This window comes from Methanobrevibacter millerae (assembly GCF_001477655.1).
GTDB lineage: Archaea > Methanobacteriota > Methanobacteria > Methanobacteriales > Methanobacteriaceae > Methanocatella > Methanocatella millerae_A.
Window position 1 is genome coordinate 846,177 of the sequence record NZ_CP011266.1, and the last position, 17,443, is coordinate 863,619.

A 17,443-nucleotide genomic window follows, 5' to 3' on the forward strand; every position below is an offset into this window, starting at 1 on the left:
ATAAAAAAAGAGAATAACTTAAATAGAGAGTTATTCCTACTGTTGATTTTGTTTGTCACGTTTTCGGTGAATTCATTTTTGCAAATGAATCGTCGGTTGGGAGTATCATGTTGAATTCATGGATTTCATCAATTTGACCTGATTCACTAAAATTTGTGAAATTTAAAACATAACTTCCTTTTGTTTTATCATCAGACAGAAAATGAGGATGCCAAACAGGCATGTTCAATTCATTCATGTATTTTGGAAAGTATGCTGTTACTATTGTTCCTGTTTGGTCTGTGTGGTTGAATACCTTTGGTTTACTGCAGCAACTTCAGTGAATTATTTATAGGGTTTTCTTCTGATTGAATAGTGTAACTAATGAGGAATTGTGGCCTATGGCACTCCTGCTAAAATAGCTACTATGACAACTTCAAGCCATATATTATATGTTTAATTAAACAGAATATTATTATGGCAGATAATGTAGATTTTATTTCAAATCCTAAAAATGCTTTCTGGCAGTTTACCACGCCACTGCTTTTGCTTACTCTTTTTGAAGCGGGTTACTCATTTGTTGATGTTTTTTGGGTGTCTCAGATGAATCCTGAATCATTTTTCGCAATAGGGGTGACAGTTCCAATACTCACGCTTATTGTAAGTTTTGGAAGGTCTCTGGGTATCGGAACCAATTCTATAATGTCAAGAGAAATGGGAGATAATAATTTAATTGGTTCTTATAATTCAATTTTGCATGGTATTGTGGCATGTTTGGTGAGCTGTGTTATCATTATGATGTCCATATTCTTTTTAATGGATATTTTAACATTTGTTGGCGCAGATTCTTCAATGGATTTGTCAATGCAGTATCTGAGTCCTATGATTTTATGTCCGTTTGTTTTTATCTTTTCTAATTTTTTTGCAAACACTCTTCAGGCTGAAGGAAACTCAAAAATTCCCACAATATTGCTTATCTCAACTAATGTCTTGAATTTGGTTTTAGATCCGATTTTCATTTTTGTTTTAGACTGGGGCGTTAGCGGTGCTTCATATGCTACAATATTATCTTCAGGATTTAGTGCTCTTTATTTATTATATTGGTATTTGAGTGGAAAATCAGAAGTTCCTATAAATTTTAGGTATTTCAAGCCAGGAATAGTTTATGATATATTTACTGTAGCTTTTCCAAACTTTTTAATGGACAGTTTATGGTGTATTTTAATACTATTCTTCAATAAGATATTAATCGAACAGCTTGGTCAAATTGGTGTGCTGCTTTACTCATCTGCTTCAAAAATTCAATCCGTAATTATTTCTCATCAAAAGGCATTCAGTAGAGGATTGGTTAGTATTTGCGGACATTTGTTTGGTGCAAATAAAATTGATGAACTGAAAGATTTATATCATTATGTGCTTAAAATAACTATTTTGATTTCAGTAATATCAACTGTAATATTCTTCTTCATTAGAGATTATGGTTTTGCATTGTTTTCAGTTACTGGCGTACCCGAATCAGTATTTTATATTGCACTTGCGGGTATTATAATTGTCCCATTCCGTGGTATTACAGCAGTCACGGAAAAAATGCTGGATGGGATGGGAAAGAGTTTTTATGAACTGCTTTTAACATTGGGCAGTATCATTTATGAAATTTCAATTGTATATTTATTGGCACCTATATTCAAGCAGGGTGTTTGTGTCTTACTGGGAATACTGGTTGGGGAAGTTACATTGGCTATTTTGTATTATATCATGCTAAAATATTTCCTTAAAAAATCTGAAAATGAAATCCATCATGCTGCAGGCGCTTAGATGTATAATAATGGTATTGCTGGTTTGTTCTGTTAGAGATTTAAATAGGTCTTTCAAAGATGGATTTAAATTTGAAGCTAAATTAATGGATGGTCAGTAAAGCATTTGCTAACCAAATAATTACCTTCAACATTAATGGAGTATTTTATGATAGAACTACTGATAATGAGGATATTGCTAGATTAAACATCAATTTAATGGCTGGTAAATACAATTATTACTTCAATGTATTCCAACGGTGATACAATATCTAATCATAGGGTAACTTGATTTAGAAAATGCCAATTTAATGATAATATTTAAATATTTACGAATTAAAAAGATTATATGGTGATAATTTGTTAGAAGCGTATCTACCTTTTATAGGTTTAATAATTTTTGGAAACATCGAAAACTTGATTCTAGCATCACAGGGTGTTGTTCAGGGTGTGGATGTTAAAATATTAAGTATACTAAGTATAATTGCTGTTATAATATGGTTGGTTATTGGAACTGTGGCTACTGAATTTGCAATCCAATATGCAAACTATATCACATTTATTGGTGGTCTTGCAATCGTTATACTAGGTATTCAAGCTATTTATGAAGCTGTTAAAAATATTCGTGCAAAAAAAATAGAGAGGGTTTAAATGGTTAATTTAAAAGATTATGCGCCATTTACTGGTTTGCTTATTTTTGGAAACATCGAAAACTTGATTCTAGCATCACAAGGTGCTGTTGCACATGTTGATCCATTTATATTGGGTGGATTAAGTTTAATTGCAGTGGTTATTTGGCTATTGCTTGGAGCTTACGGAACAAAAGTGGCTATTAAATATGCTGATTATATTGAAATTTTCGGAGGGGTAGCTATTATAGTTTTAGGTATCCAGTCAATGATTGAAGCTATGGGTGTAACTCTTTTCCCATAATTTTTCTTTTTTTCTTTTTTTCGTATAAATTTTCACTATTTATAATTTATCAAAATCTTTGAAAATCATTACTAAAAATATTCGGCCAAAAAAAATAAGAAAGTAGTCCTATCCGGAGTCGAACCGGAGTCACAAGTTCCAGAGACTCGTATGATTGCCATTACACCATAGGACTATAAATTGCATCAATTTAATATTCTATTAATTTCTATATTATTTCTTCGATATAAAATTTTTCTATTTTTCTTAAAATCGTTAGGTTTATAAATATCAGTTTAATTAAATCAAAGAATTTTTCACAATAATTTTTAATTAGATTAGAAATAGATACTAATATTGAAAATGTAAATTAATATGGATGATAAAATGGCTATGGATTTGACAGATATTGGAATTGAAGAATGACAGAAATATGGAGGGATTTACACTACCATGAGCAAGGACGGTGTAAAAAATGCAGCTCCAATAGGAATTGTATGCAAAGGCAAAAATAAACTTGGATGCAGGTTATTTGTCGGTACCAAAACTCTGAAAAACATCATGGAAACAAGGAAATATGTTGTAAATATTATTTTTAATCTTATAAATTTTGTAAAGTCAACCATCGGAAACCTGGATACTGAAGAGTTTACAGATGATGAAAATATTGCAATATTAAAAAATGCAGAAGCATATATCATTTGCGATGTCACAGACATTAGAAAAATGGATCTCATTAAAGACCATGTAACATCAAATGGTGAGGCTTATATCATAAGCAGTGATGTTGTAAAAATCGTCAAAAACAATCCATGTGCAAAGGCTTTAAACCGAGGAGTTTTTGCGCTTCTCGAATGCCTTACAAACTATACTCGACTTGACCTTGTAATATTGGGTGCAAAGGCCAATATAAAATTCCACATGTTTCAGATGGCGGTTCATTAAGTTTAATTGTTCATAATGATAAGGGTCTGACTTAAATATTTTATAATTATCTTTATTTTTTTAAATTAATAATTATGTGGTCTTTTTAAATGTGACTGTCAATTTGTCTGTTGGTGAAACAACAAGAAATTAAATTTTTTTTATTTATCTTTTGTTTATTATTTAATGAATAAATAATGATTAATTTCAATAATTAATACTTAATTATTATTTTTTCATAGGTTAATCATTTATTATTTGTTTTTTTATTTTTTTATTTATTTTTTATCGAAAGATTTATACTGAAATTGGATTTTTGATAATTTTTTTCTTTTTATTGTGATTATTTTTATTATTTGATGATGATATTTAGTTATTTTTTTGATTTATATATAATATTTTTATTTATTTAATTTTTTATATATATTTATTAGTTATTTTTTGAAAAAAAGAATGGTTAAATTTATATATTTAGAAAGACTCATTTAATATTATGTTACTCAAAAAACAAGCCTTTCCTATTAAAGAATGTCTGAATATCAATTAATATTTTGTGGTTTTGATGATCCAGAACCTGTGTGTGATGATATTCCTGATGAAAAAATATCATCAAAGTCATCTGATATCCAGTTAAAATTGGATTTAGATGATTATACATATTTCGCGGTGATTAATAATCCTACTTTAAATGATGAATTTGTTATAAATGAAAAAAGTATAATTAGATATGTTAAACCTTTTTGTAAACATTGTTATTCACGTAATGTGGTTAAATGGAATTACACGACTCGTGATTGGATAAATGATGATTTTAAGGGAACTGTTAAAGTACAAAGGTATAAATGTATAAAATGTGGTAGGATATCCTAAACTGAATTTAAAGGACAATATGAACAGTACTTCAATATTTCTGAAGATTTAAAGGAAAAAAGCAATAAAAACTAAAGAATTAAACTGGTTTTCGCTCAGAGACATTGAAGAATACTAGAATTTATTTAATAATCTCAAATTATCTCATGAAACAGTTCGAAAATCATTAATAGTGATTAAAGATAATTATATTTGCTATGATATTCCTAAATTGAGTGGATACTATGGATATGATGCGCAATGGATAAAAATAGAAAAAATATGGTATTTTAGGCATGTTCTATTTGATATATATCACCATATACCAATTGTAGAATTATTCACTGATGAAGAGAAAATTCTCATTGTTCGTGAGTTTATCAAAGAAAATACCAAACAAAAAGATAGAATGGCAATTGTTACAGATCTAAAAATAGGTTACGAAGATATAATGGAAGAATTAGAATTTAAAAGACAATAATTATGCATATTTTATCTTAAATTAAATATTAACAAACTTATTAAAAGTGAAATCAGAAAATTAAAAGTTAAAGAGAGATTTGGAAAATTTGAAGAGAATGTGTACTTGAAATTTGATAATTATTTGAATTCAAATAGTTAAATGATGCATATCATTTCTATCTAATTGGCTGAATTCACTCTATATTCAAAATTTTATCAAACCCAGACATTCTGAATATTTCTCCCACAGATTCATTAACATTTTTAATGATGAACGGAATATTGTCTGGTTTTAATTTCTTTTGAGTTGCAATCAGAACTCTGAGACCTGCACTTGAAATGTATTCCATATTGGTAAAATCCATAATTAATGAATCAAATTTTCCCATTTCATTTTTAATTTCATTGTCAAGGTCTTGTGAAGTAATTGTATCTATACGCCCTTCAACAAAAATTGTTAATTCTTGTCCATTGTAATCTTTATTAATATTCATAGTAATTTATTTGTTAATATTTAATTTTAAATATTTTGTTTTACATAATTTTAGTATAGTTAAATTTAGGAGAATAAATATGAATTTCTTTAAATTATCCTCAGCTCAGAAAATGCTTTTATTTTCAGAGATAAATAATCCTCATAATGATTCATTTTATCTTAAATTTAGAAAAGATTATGATTTGGAGGATTTGGGGTATGTTAAAAAAGCAATTAAAATAATATCTGCCCAATATTTGAATTTACAAATTAAAAATGATGATACCGGTAATTTCAAGCAGTATTATATAGATATTGATGTAAATATTGATTCATTTGATGTTTCAAATGAAAATCTAAATGATTTTATAAAAGATTATCTTGATAAACCTTTTGATGATGTATTTGACTCTCCGTTATATAAATGGGCAGTTTTAAAAACAGAATCTTCCGCTGTTTTGATAGGTGTTGTCCAGCATATTTTGCTTGATGGGACTTCTTTATTTTCAATTATTCCTCATGAAATGGATAAGTGCATCGAATCTATTAAAAACAATAGTGAATATGTCCCAATTGATTATTCCTATGAAACTTATGTTGATGAAGAATTAAAATATTTAAAATCTGATGAAGCAAAAAGTGATAAAAAATACTGGTTAAATACTTTAAAGGATTATTCCGGAGACTGGTATTCATTTGATAATTCGGAACTTGGGTATTTTGAAGTTCTTTTAGATCAGACTTCAGATTTTAATTATTCGCCATTTGTAACATCTCTTGCATTAACCTTCTTGTATTTGGCAAAATTAAAACGTGGCAATAACTTATTCAAAGATCTGGTTTTAAACACTTCAGTCCATGGCAGATACTTTGGACAAGATGATGCACTGGGAATGTTTGTAAACACTATTCCATTAAGATTAACCTATGATGAATATTTAACATTTGATGATTTGCTTGCATACTCTAAAAGCGTTTTAAAAGAGGGTTTGGCTCATGCGAAACTGCAGTTCAGCGAGTACACAACTGATTTGAGAAATGCGGGAATTGATCCTGATTGTATTTCTACTATTTCCATCGTGTCAAATTCTACAAATCATGATTCTAAATTCCTGACATATCAAAAGGACATTAAATTCCCGCTTCACTTCAGAATAAATAAAAATTTCTCCGATAAAAATGGTTTGCATTCTATTTTCATTGAATATGATAAAGCATGTTTCCATAAAAGTGAAATCGAATCAATCGGTCAAGGTTTAAAAGATCTATTAAAAGAGGTTAGCATAGATTCATCAAAAAAATGTCGGGATTACAATGTGGATGAAGTGGAATTTTTCAGGGCAGAAAATTATTATAATAATCTGATAAATTCATTTGATAATCCAACATCAATTTCACCGGATGTTAGTGGTGATAAGGTTAAATTTACACAGATTTCTAAAGCAATTGATGAGGATAAGTTACAAAATTTGTCTAACCAGTATAAACTGCCTAAGGAAAAGCTATTGCTCGCAGTTTTCCTATATGATTTAACCAAATTTTCATTTTCAAAAGATATTTTAATTGCTTATAATCGTGTTGCTGCAGGATATCATTTTGACACTGATTTAAGCGTTGAAGAATACTTAAATGATTTTAAAAATTCATTTAAAGAATTCAATAAATATCCCCTTTTAAACAATCAGAAATTAAACTTTGAAAGTGAAATATTATTTTTCATTGATGAATTTGACACTAAAGACTACAAACTTGTCTTTAATTATGAAAGTGGAAAAATCAATATCAGTTATGACGAATCATTCTATTCAAAAGAATTAATGGACGTATTTTTGGAGTCCATTGATGTATTATTGGATAAATTTACCATAAATGAGACATTACTTAATTCTATTTCAATAAGACGTGAAATTGAACTTGATGAGGACTTTGAAATTGATCTGGCTAATGAAGGCGTAATAAATAATATATTTGAAAAGATATCTTTGGAAAATCCGGATAAAACAATACTTTATACAGAGGATGGCGAGTTAACATATGATGAATTAAACAGAAAAGCAAATAAAATAGCCAACAGTTTAATTAAAAATGGGGTTGAAGTTGAAGATAAAGTAATGTTTATGATGAGGAGAAACAGTGATTTGATAGCGGCTGTTTTAGGTATTGTCAAAGCGGGTGCCGCATTTATTCCGATTGATCCGAACTATCCGAAAAACAGGATTGACCAGATATTGGAAGACAGCGATTCAAAATTTGTCATTACTTCTGAGGATATCGAATACGATGGTGAAAACAGATTTGATGTTGGAAAATTACTTGAAGAAAGCGATGATTCAAATCCGAATGTAGAATTAACTCCTGACAATTTATGTTTCTTAATTTATACTTCAGGGTCAACCGGAAAACCTAAGGGGGTAATGATTACTCATAGGGGAATATCAAACTATATTGCCAATGTGGATGAAAATGTTCCGATTTATGAGCTCAACCGTAAATGTGATAAGTTCATATCAATTTCAACAGTGTCATTCATTGTATTTTTAAGGGAGATATTCGGTACAATTTTAAACGGTTTGCCGGTGGTATTTGCAAATGATGATGAGGCTATTGACCCATTACAATTAGTGGAACTGTTTAAAAAGACTGATGCGGATGGTTTTGGCTCAACACCGACAAGACTGCTTGAATACTTGCAGCTTGAAGAAATTCAGAATGTTGTTGGCGGATGTAAAGTAATTATTGTAGGTGGTGAAGGATTCCCTCCAGTTCTCTATGATAGATTGTCAAAATACACTAAAGCAGATATCTACAATTCATATGGTCCGACAGAAGTTACAATAGCATCACATTACAAATTAATTGACTCTTCTGAAGTAACTGCTGGTTGGAAAATGCTTAATGTAGTTGATAAAATTATGGATATTGATGGAAATCAGCTGCCTGCTTATGTTTCCGGTGAAATATATGTTGGTGGTGCCGGAATTGCAAGAGGATATCTGAATAATCCTGAACAGACCGAAAAGGTGTTCATGGAGTTAAACAACATTCCATATTATAACACTGGTGATTTGGGTAAAAAGGATTCAAAAGGCGAACTGTATGTTGCAGGACGTAACGATACTCAGATTAAACTCAGAGGATTGAGAATTGAGTTATCTGAAATCGAAAGTGTAATAGCAAACTATGAAGGCATTGCATTGTCAAAGGTTGTTGTTAAAAAACTTAACAGTATTGAACACCTTTGCGCATACTTTACTGCAACTTCACAAATTAATTTGGATGATTTAAAACAGCATTTAATCGATTCACTTCCGAAGTATATGGTGCCGTCTTATTTAATACAATTGGACGCTTTTCCAAAAACTCCAAATGGAAAAACTGACTTCAAAAACTTGCCGGATCCTGAAATAAATCTAGATGATTTTATTAAACCGAGAAATGATATTGAAAAAGAACTGTTTGACATTGTCTCAGATATTTTGGGAATGGATGAATTTGGTGTTAATACTGATTTATTCAGCATTGGTTTAACTTCTTTGACAGTTATCCAGCTGACCTCTGCAATATATTCCAAATTAAATGCCCAATTGAATGTTACTGAAATTCTTAAATACAAAACTATTGAAAAAATAGCTTCTGAAATTAAAATTGAAGATGATGAATCGCAGGATATTAAAGAACTTTATCCTTTAACTCCAAATCAACTTGGAGTTTACTTTGACTGCATTAAAAATCTGGATAACACTGCATATAACCTTCCGAAGAAAATGGAATTTAGTGAAGGAATTGATGTTGGCAAACTTAAATCATCAATCATTAAAGCTATTGAAAATCATCCGTATCTCAAAACAAGAATAATAATGGATAACGGTGAAGTATATCAGCAAAGAAGGGATGATTTAAAAATTGATGATATGATTGAAGTTGTTGATGAAGCTGATGTTGATGAGTTTGTAAAACCATTCAAACTGGATGAGGGTCCATTATTCAGATTTAAGATAGTTGGAAACTCAATGCTTTTAGCTGATTTCCACCACATTATTGTTGATGGAACCTCTTTAAACATTTTATTTGATGAAATCTCAAAAATCTATGATGGAAAAGATTATGAGATTGAAGAGCTTGACGGATTTGAATATTGCTTAAATGAGATTAAAACACGCCAATCCGGTTTATATGAGGAGGCAAAATTATTCTTCAATAACAGAGTCAAAGAGTTTGATGATGTAACATTAATTCCACAGGACATTAACGGTGATGAATCACAAGGTAAAGTCGCAATGAATGATATTTTCCTTGAAAAAACCAGTATTGATGAGTTCTGTTCAAAAGCAAATATCTCTCAGAACAATTTGTTCCTGGCAGCAACATCATTTGTTATAAATAAATTCGTATATAATCGTGATACATTAATCGCAACTATCACTAATGGTAGATTCAATCCAAATCAACAGAAAACATTGGCCATGATGGTTAAAACATTACCATTAGCATTGAAATTAAATTCTGATTCAACTCTTAAGGAATACTTTGAATATATAAATGGGGAATGGCTGAATGTATTGACATATTCCGCATATCCTTTAACTGAAATTTCAAATGAATTCGATATTGCTCCTGAAATATTATATGCTTATCATGGAAAAATCATTGAAGACATTGAAATCGGTGGAATGAAAGTTGAAAGACAGTCTATTGATTATGAAGGACTGAAATTCAAAGTCAACATTAATGTTGTGGAAGTTGATGGTCAATACAGAATTTTCTGCGAATATAATGATCAGTTATACTCTGAAACTTTAATCAGCACTTTCCTTGAATCAATTAGAATAGTTTTAAACAAATTCCAGACATTTGATGAAAGCACATTGATGAAAGATATTTCAATCATTGAAAACGATGACTGGGGTGTCGATGATTTGGCATATGATGATGTTCCTGAAGACAGATTAAATAAAATATTTGAAAATCAGGTTGAAATGCATCCTGACAGAGTAATATTATATGCCACTGACGGGGAATTTACATATGATGAACTAAATAAAAAAGCTAACAGAATTGCTCACAGCCTCATTAAAAGGGGTGTCGGTCCTGAAGACAGAATAATGTTTATATTAAATAGGGACAGTAATGTGGTTGCATCAATATTTGGTATTCTAAAATCCGGTGCAGCATTCATTCCGGTGGATTCAGAATATCCATCTGAGAGAATTGAGCATGTTTTAACAGACAGTGAATCCAAATTTATCATTGTGGATGATGTGATTGAGAAGAAAGGTATAGATTTAAGTGGATATGAAGATAATTTGCTTGATGTTAATGAACTGCTCAAAGAAAAAGACACTGCTAACCCTGATCCGGATGTGCATGCAAACAATATGGCATATCTCATTTACACTTCAGGTTCAACAGGACTTCCTAAAGGAGTAATCCTTGAACATGGAAACATTGCAAACTTTGTGTATCCTGACCCAAGGAATGTTTGTACTTATGAACTGGTTCATAATCTTGAAAAAGAAGATTATAAAGTATTGTCCACAACAACAGTTGCATTTGATGTATTCCAGCAGGAAATTATGGGATCACTTTTGAATGGTGTTCCAATGGTATTTGCTAATGATACTGAATATAAAGATCCAATTGAAATGATGGATTTAATCCACAGAACCGGTGCAAATGTTTACATTGCAACCCCATCAAGACTGCTTCAGTATCTTGAAATTGAAGCGATGCAGGAGACTATGTATGGATTTAAGGTATATATTCATGCTGGAGAACCTTTCTCTAAAAGATTATATGAGCTTCTCTCACAAAATTCCAATGGAAAATTCTTTAATATGTACGGGCCAACAGAAACAACTGTCTACTGTAACGGTGTTCAGCTTGAAAGCTCAGATATTCACATTGGAAAAGAATTATTCAACGTTCATGAAATGGTCATGGACTTTGACTCCAATCCATTGCCTCCAAATGTAATAGGGGAGTTATATATTGCAGGAAAAGGGGTTTCAAGAGAATACTTGAATCGTCCTGAGAAAAATGCTGAGGCATATGAAGTTATTAACGGAATAAGATTTTACCGTTCAGGAGATTTTGTTAAGGTCACTGAAGAAGGAGATTATTATGTATTCGGAAGAATGGATAATCAAATCAAACTCAGAGGTTTAAGAATAGAAATTGGGGAAATTGAAGTTGGACTTTCAAAATTCCCAGGAATCAAATCCGTTGCAGTTGTTGTTAGAAAAATCAAAGGCAATGACCATTTATGCGCCTACTTCACAGTTCATGATGAATACAGGGAGGAAAACCGTGGAGAAAACGAATACTCAATTAATATTGATGATTTAAAAGCTTCCCTTGCGGAAAAATTGGTATATTATATGGTTCCAACAGTTTATATGGAACTTGATGAAATGCCTCAAACAGCAAATGGTAAAACAGACCTCAGAAACTTACCTGAACCTGTTTTAATAACAGAATATGTGGCTCCTGAAAATGACATTGAAGCATTCTTTACAAACCTGTTTGGTGAAATCTTAGGACTTGATGAAGTAAGTGCTACAGATAATTTCTTTGAAATTGGTGGAACCTCACTTTTAGTGACCAAAATTACAATGGAGGCACTAAACAGAAACTATAATCTGAACTATGGGGATGTATTTTCAAATCCAACTCCAAGAGCATTGGCCGAATTGGTATTATCCGACCAGTCTGAAGAGAAAAAAGCTGAACTGTCATATGATTATTCCGATATTGATTCATTACTTAAGAAAAACACTCTTGAAAACTTACTTGATGGCGAAATTCAGGATAGTTTGGGAAATATTTTACTCACTGGAGCTACAGGATTTTTAGGAATTCATGTTCTTCGTGAAATATTGGAAAATGAAACTGGTGATGTATACTGTTTCATAAGATCAAACAAAGTATTAAGCGGAGAGGAAAGATTAAAATCACTTCTCTTCTATTATTTCTCCAATGAATACGAAGAGCTTTTCAATGAGAGATTGCACATTATTGAAGGGGATATTACAAACTTTGAAGACTTTGAAAAACTTATTAATGTAAACATTGATACCATTGTCAATTGTGCAGCTAATGTGAAACACTTTTCATCTGGAACGGACATTGAGGACATTAACCTTGGTGGTGTTGTAAACGGGCTTAAGTTTGCTAAAATGAAAAATGCAAAATATGTTCAGGTTTCAACCTACAGTATTGCAGGTGAAAGTATTAACAATTATCCTCCTGTCGATGTTCCGTTCACAGAGCAGGACTTATTCATTGGTCAGGCTGTGGACAATCAGTATCTTAACTCCAAATTCCTCGCAGAAAGGGCAGTTCTTGAAGCTGCGGTAGAGAATGATTTGGATGTTAAAATCATGAGGGTTGGAAACCTGATGGCAAGAAGCTCTGACAGTGAATTCCAAATTAACTTTGAATCAAACGGATTCATTAACCGTTTAAAAGCATTTGTTACAATTGGAAAAATGTCTTACTCAATGATTATGGGCAATGTTGAATTTTCACCAATTGATATGACTGCAAAAGCAATTATTAGTCTGTCAAAAACTCCAAAGGATTGTACTGTATTCCATCCATATGATTATCACAGTATCAGTTTTGGAGATATAATTGAAATCATCAAACCTCTGGGATTGAATATTGAATATGTGGAGGAAGATGAATATCAAAAAGCATTGGATGATGCATTGGCAGATAAATCAAAACAAGAAGGAGTTTCAGGTTTAATTACTTCAATCGGTTCTGGTAAAGTTAAAAAAATCTGGCTTCCTGTATCAAATGATTATACCGTACAGGCATTGTATCGTTTGGGAATTAAATGGCCGTATGTGTCTGAAGAGTATGTCTATAACTTTGTGAAATATTTGGATGATCTGGACTTCTTTAGTATTTAAGGGGATTAATGATGTATGAAAGAAATTATGAATTATTGAGGAGTAAATTCAGTGAATTTTTCCTCCCGACATTATTTACTTCAATGGCAGGAAATATCTGTTTATTTGTGGATGGTTTGATAGTGAGCTTTTTAATTGGTGCATCTAATCTTGCACCAATTCAGATTGTAGCTCCTGTGATTACTTTTGTCAATCTAATCTATTGGATGATTGGATTGGGTGGTAGTGTACTTTGTTCTGTTGCAAAGGCAGAATTTGATGATGAAAAGAGTAATTCATATTTTTCAACATCCATTATTTCACTTTTAGTAATTGGAATACTGATTTCGATATTCGGTTTGATATTTTCAGGCAGTATTACACAGTTTTTATGTTCCTCCCAGCCCGAACTGATTCCTGAGGTAACTTCATATTTCAATTCATTAATTATTGGTATGCCGTTTTTATGTTATATGATGAGTTTATCATACTTTATAAGGGCAGATGGTATGCCGTCACTACCGTTCAGGGCAATATTGATTGCAAATATTGTTAATATATGTTTTGATGTAATTTATATTTCATATTTCCATTTAGGACTTTCAGGAGCAGCATTGGCTACTTCAACAGGTTATCTTGTTGGATCAGTTTTAATTTCATATTACTTTTTTAAAAAGGACCGTACATTGGAATTTATTAAATTAAAATTAGGCAAATTCTTCGCTTTCCTTAAAAAAATTGCAACTTCCGGATTTTCATCTTCTTCAACACAGTTATACTTAACTTTAAAATTGCTTGTAATAAACTTTTTAGTTGGAATATATGTTGGAAAATCAGGTATTGTGGCATTCGGTATCTGCTATAATAGCCTGTTCATATTATATATATTTTTAATAGGAACTGCTCAGACAATGTCTCCAATAGTGTCTGTTTACTTTAAAGAAGAAGACTATTCTGGAGTTAATTACATTATTCACAGGTCTTTAAAAATCGTTGTAATTGCAAGTTTGGCTTTATCTTTGTTATTTATTGTGTATCCTCGGGCGTTATTGTTCCTGTACAGTGTTAAAAATCCTGCAGATGTTCCTGTTGTATTGAATGCTCTGCGAATATTTGCAATAAGTTATGTGGGAACAGCCATTACATTTTTATATACTTTTTATGCTCAGGCAATTCAGAAAAATAAATTATCCACTATTATTTCCCTGCTTGAAGGTTTGGTCTTGCCTATTGGGCTTGCATGCATATTGTCCATTCCATTTGCAGGAAACGGTATTTGGATTTCATTTGCAATCGCTGAAGCATTAACAATACTGTTCATCTTTGCTTATTCAAAATATATCCATAAAAAAACAGAGGGTGAATATTCCGGATTCTTTATCAACAAGCACAATGATGATGAAAAAGTATTTGAACATACAATTAATGGTAATGTAAAAGATGCTGTGGAATTGGCACAAAATGTTCAGAATTATTTATCAGACAATAAATCTGCAGCAATAGTCAGTTTAGCTATTGAAGAGATGCTTGTAAACATCATCAACAACAATGAAACAGTTAATACAATTGACGTAATTGTTAGAAATAATGCTGACAATATTTTAATATCAATTAAGGATACTGGTGTCGATTTCAATCCAGTAGTGGAAAAAGATAATCTTGAATTTGATAATATCAGTGTTTTAAATAAAATTGCAGACAATGTTGACTATTCAAGAGTATTAGGGTTAAATAGTACTGTAATAACTATTAAAAATTAACAACTTCATTATATATCGTATAATGAAGTCATTAATCCATCATCTTATTAGCTAATGCAATATGCTAATGGTGATGAGATTAATTCCACTTTTGATATGTGGGGTCGGTGTTTATGTTTGAATTAAATGTAATTTTTTTAAAGTCTTGTTTTGGCCTAATTATGTATGACTTGAAATTTAAAATATTAATCATGTAATTATTTGGAGAGGAATATATGAAAATTCATGTGATAGTTGTATAACTTTTGTTCTCTCTACACTACCTTATCTAGAATCTATATTAATTAGATATTTTCATTCATCAATATTATATTGGGGAATTTTAAAAAATAGAATTAATAAAATGAATGTATTAACTTTTTGTTATTATTTAAATGTTTATATTAAATTTACTAAAGGTTATTAAAAAATAATACTTTTAATCTTTAATTTTTCATTTAATTAATAAGTTATTTTGTAAAATTCTGAAATTATTTTCTTGATATTGATAATGGAGGTTATTTGATGGTTAAAATTAAATAAAATATTATTTTAATATCTATTGAAAATTCTTTTAATAGGATGGTAAGTATGTAATTTTTTCAGTTTCGAATATTTGGGCTGAAAACATTCAATCCATCAATTAAATGCTATGATTTTACTTTTTCAGTTAATTTATGTAATGTTGACATGATATACAATAGTAACATGTTAATAACTATTAATAAAACGGTAGTGACATAACTGGTGTGATTTAAAAGCAAATAGAACACAACGGTTAAAATGATTACTTCAATAATATGTAATTTCATTAAATTTACTCTTCGCCTCAAGAAACTACCAATGCTTATACAAATTATAGCAACAATTCCTATGAGTACAATTGAATTAGGATGTAATTTTATAATTAAATATAAAATTAACAAGGTAGCAATAACTGACAATATTAAAGTAAATAAGAATAATTTTCTTTTTAAAACACTTTCATCATCTTCACCATCTAATTTAATTTCATCAATACTTTGATCTTCTTTTGTGAATGTTTTAACTGTGGATTTGCCATCATATTTTTTATCAAAATTCTTGAACAAATGTCTTAAGAATAAATAATATACAACCCCTATACCCACCTCCGTTATGACAATTGAAATCAAAACACTGCTTGCATTATTCAAAGTAACATGCAACACAATGATTAAACCCATTTCAAAGAAAATTTTAACCGCTGTAAAAAGCAGTGAATACATGCTCTTTCCAAAACCGTCCAACATTTTTGCAGAAATCATAGCAAATGGAACTGCAAGCATGGAAACTATCCCGAATAATGCTATCCAGTATATTTCAGTTTGCATTCCTGTAATGGAGAATAAATTAAATATATAATCTCTCATAAAGAAGAATAAAATCACTAATGCCAGTGAAGTAAAAACTGATAATTTAAGCACATATTTATACATGTCATTTAATTCGTTGAATTTACGTGCTCCAAACAAATGTCCGGTAACACTCATCAAGGCCCGGCCATAACCTCTAACAGGGACAATTAACAGATTTTTTAATTTATTCTATACAGAATATAGAATGGGGCCAATATTGTTCATAGATATTAGCAATGTAGCATTAACATATGAAGCTGAAAGAAGCCACAGAGCATTATCTAAAAAATTAGGAAGCGCTACCTTAAAGATTTCAATAATGATATATGAACGGAATTTGAAGTATTTGGTAGATAATGGAACTTTTGTCCTGCCTGAAAGATATAAATACAAAATTGGAATAAAAACAACAAAAGCTGAAAAAACAGTAGCATATGCCGCTCCTTTGATTCCCATATTCAAATTAAAAATAAAAATAGGGTCCAGAATCAGATTTAAAATATTAGATCCTATTATTAATGCAGTTGGAGTTCTTGAATTTCCTTCGGCCTGCAATGTTTCTGAAAACAGATTATTAAAAATAAAAAGGTATGCAAAAACTATAATCGGAACCAAATAGTCAAAAATCAAAATATATGAGTTTTCAGCATCCACATAAAACAAAACTCCATTTGCAAACAAAAAGAGTAATACAATAATAAACCATGCCAGATTACATGCCAATAATCCATGAATTAATGCATTGTATGAACTTTCATAATCTCCCGCCCAGATAAAACGGGACATGATTGAATTAGTTCCCTGACCTATTGAATCGCCCACTGAAAAAACAAATGTAACAAATGGAATTGATATTCCCATTGCATAAAATGCTTCCATACTTATTTTAGACACCCACAACATGTCCACTATTCCATAGATGGCATCAAAAATGCAAAATGCAATTATGGGCAAACTTAATGTCCAGAAAGATTTCTTAGGTAGGGTTACCAAATCAATTTTTTCTTTCATATATACAATATATTTTTTTAATAATTAA

12 protein-coding genes and 1 pseudogene are annotated in these 17,443 nt (G+C 30.5%); 9 read left to right on the forward strand and 4 right to left on the reverse strand.

What is annotated here, in order from left to right; genetic code table 11:
• Positions 1-55 precede the first annotated feature (55 nt).
• Positions 56-295: pseudogene (locus SM9_RS11640) on the reverse strand (acetolactate decarboxylase); the annotation flags it as partial.
• Positions 296-456: 161 nt separating this feature from the next.
• Here SM9_RS11640 and SM9_RS03690 point away from each other — a divergent pair.
• The 7 genes from SM9_RS03690 to SM9_RS03720 all read left to right on the forward strand — a co-directional run bounded on the left by SM9_RS03690 (position 457) and on the right by SM9_RS03720 (position 4,938).
• A complete protein-coding gene (locus SM9_RS03690) occupies positions 457-1,794 on the forward strand; it encodes an MATE family efflux transporter (protein WP_058738855.1) in 1,338 nt (445 codons plus the stop codon).
• Positions 1,795-1,883: 89 nt separating this feature from the next.
• Positions 1,884-2,036 (forward strand): hypothetical protein, encoded by a 153-nt coding sequence (locus tag SM9_RS03695; protein WP_232299171.1) that lies wholly within the window; start codon positions 1,884-1,886, stop codon positions 2,034-2,036.
• Between the two features lie 96 nt (positions 2,037-2,132).
• Complete coding sequence (locus SM9_RS03700; protein WP_058738856.1) at positions 2,133-2,423, forward strand: hypothetical protein; 291 nt, start codon at positions 2,133-2,135, stop codon at positions 2,421-2,423.
• Complete coding sequence (locus SM9_RS03705; RefSeq protein WP_058738857.1) at positions 2,424-2,705, forward strand: hypothetical protein; 282 nt, start codon at positions 2,424-2,426, stop codon at positions 2,703-2,705.
• 432 nt (positions 2,706-3,137) lie between these two features.
• Complete coding sequence (locus SM9_RS03710) at positions 3,138-3,629, forward strand: DUF447 domain-containing protein (RefSeq protein WP_058738858.1); 492 nt, start codon at positions 3,138-3,140, stop codon at positions 3,627-3,629.
• 507 nt (positions 3,630-4,136) lie between these two features.
• On the forward strand, positions 4,137-4,478 hold the full coding sequence (locus tag SM9_RS03715) for a hypothetical protein (protein ID WP_058738859.1): 342 nt from the start codon (positions 4,137-4,139) through the stop codon (positions 4,476-4,478).
• A gap of 172 nt (positions 4,479-4,650) precedes the next feature.
• On the forward strand, positions 4,651-4,938 hold the full coding sequence (locus tag SM9_RS03720) for a hypothetical protein (RefSeq protein WP_157064655.1): 288 nt from the start codon (positions 4,651-4,653) through the stop codon (positions 4,936-4,938).
• 175 nt (positions 4,939-5,113) lie between these two features.
• Here SM9_RS03720 and SM9_RS03725 read toward each other — a convergent pair whose 3' ends face one another.
• Positions 5,114-5,413: an STAS domain-containing protein gene (locus tag SM9_RS03725; RefSeq protein ID WP_083495823.1), complete on the reverse strand. Its 300-nt coding sequence runs from the start codon at positions 5,411-5,413 to the stop codon at positions 5,114-5,116.
• A 79-nt stretch (positions 5,414-5,492) separates the two neighbouring features.
• Here SM9_RS03725 and SM9_RS03730 point away from each other — a divergent pair, with 79 nt between their 5' ends.
• Positions 5,493-13,310, forward strand: coding sequence for a non-ribosomal peptide synthetase (locus tag SM9_RS03730; RefSeq protein WP_058738861.1), 7,818 nt, complete (start codon positions 5,493-5,495; stop codon positions 13,308-13,310).
• Between the two features lie 11 nt (positions 13,311-13,321).
• Positions 13,322-15,049, forward strand: coding sequence for an MATE family efflux transporter (locus tag SM9_RS03735; RefSeq protein WP_058738862.1), 1,728 nt, complete (start codon positions 13,322-13,324; stop codon positions 15,047-15,049).
• Between the two features lie 629 nt (positions 15,050-15,678).
• Here SM9_RS03735 and SM9_RS03740 read toward each other — a convergent pair.
• Together SM9_RS03740 and SM9_RS03745 are read right to left on the reverse strand one after the other, a co-directional pair.
• Positions 15,679-16,578 (reverse strand): MATE family efflux transporter, encoded by a 900-nt coding sequence (locus SM9_RS03740; protein ID WP_332308769.1) that lies wholly within the window; start codon positions 16,576-16,578, stop codon positions 15,679-15,681.
• 15 nt (positions 16,579-16,593) lie between these two features.
• Positions 16,594-17,415: an MATE family efflux transporter gene (locus SM9_RS03745; RefSeq protein ID WP_058738864.1), complete on the reverse strand. Its 822-nt coding sequence runs from the start codon at positions 17,413-17,415 to the stop codon at positions 16,594-16,596.
• Positions 17,416-17,443: the final 28 nt, after the last annotated feature.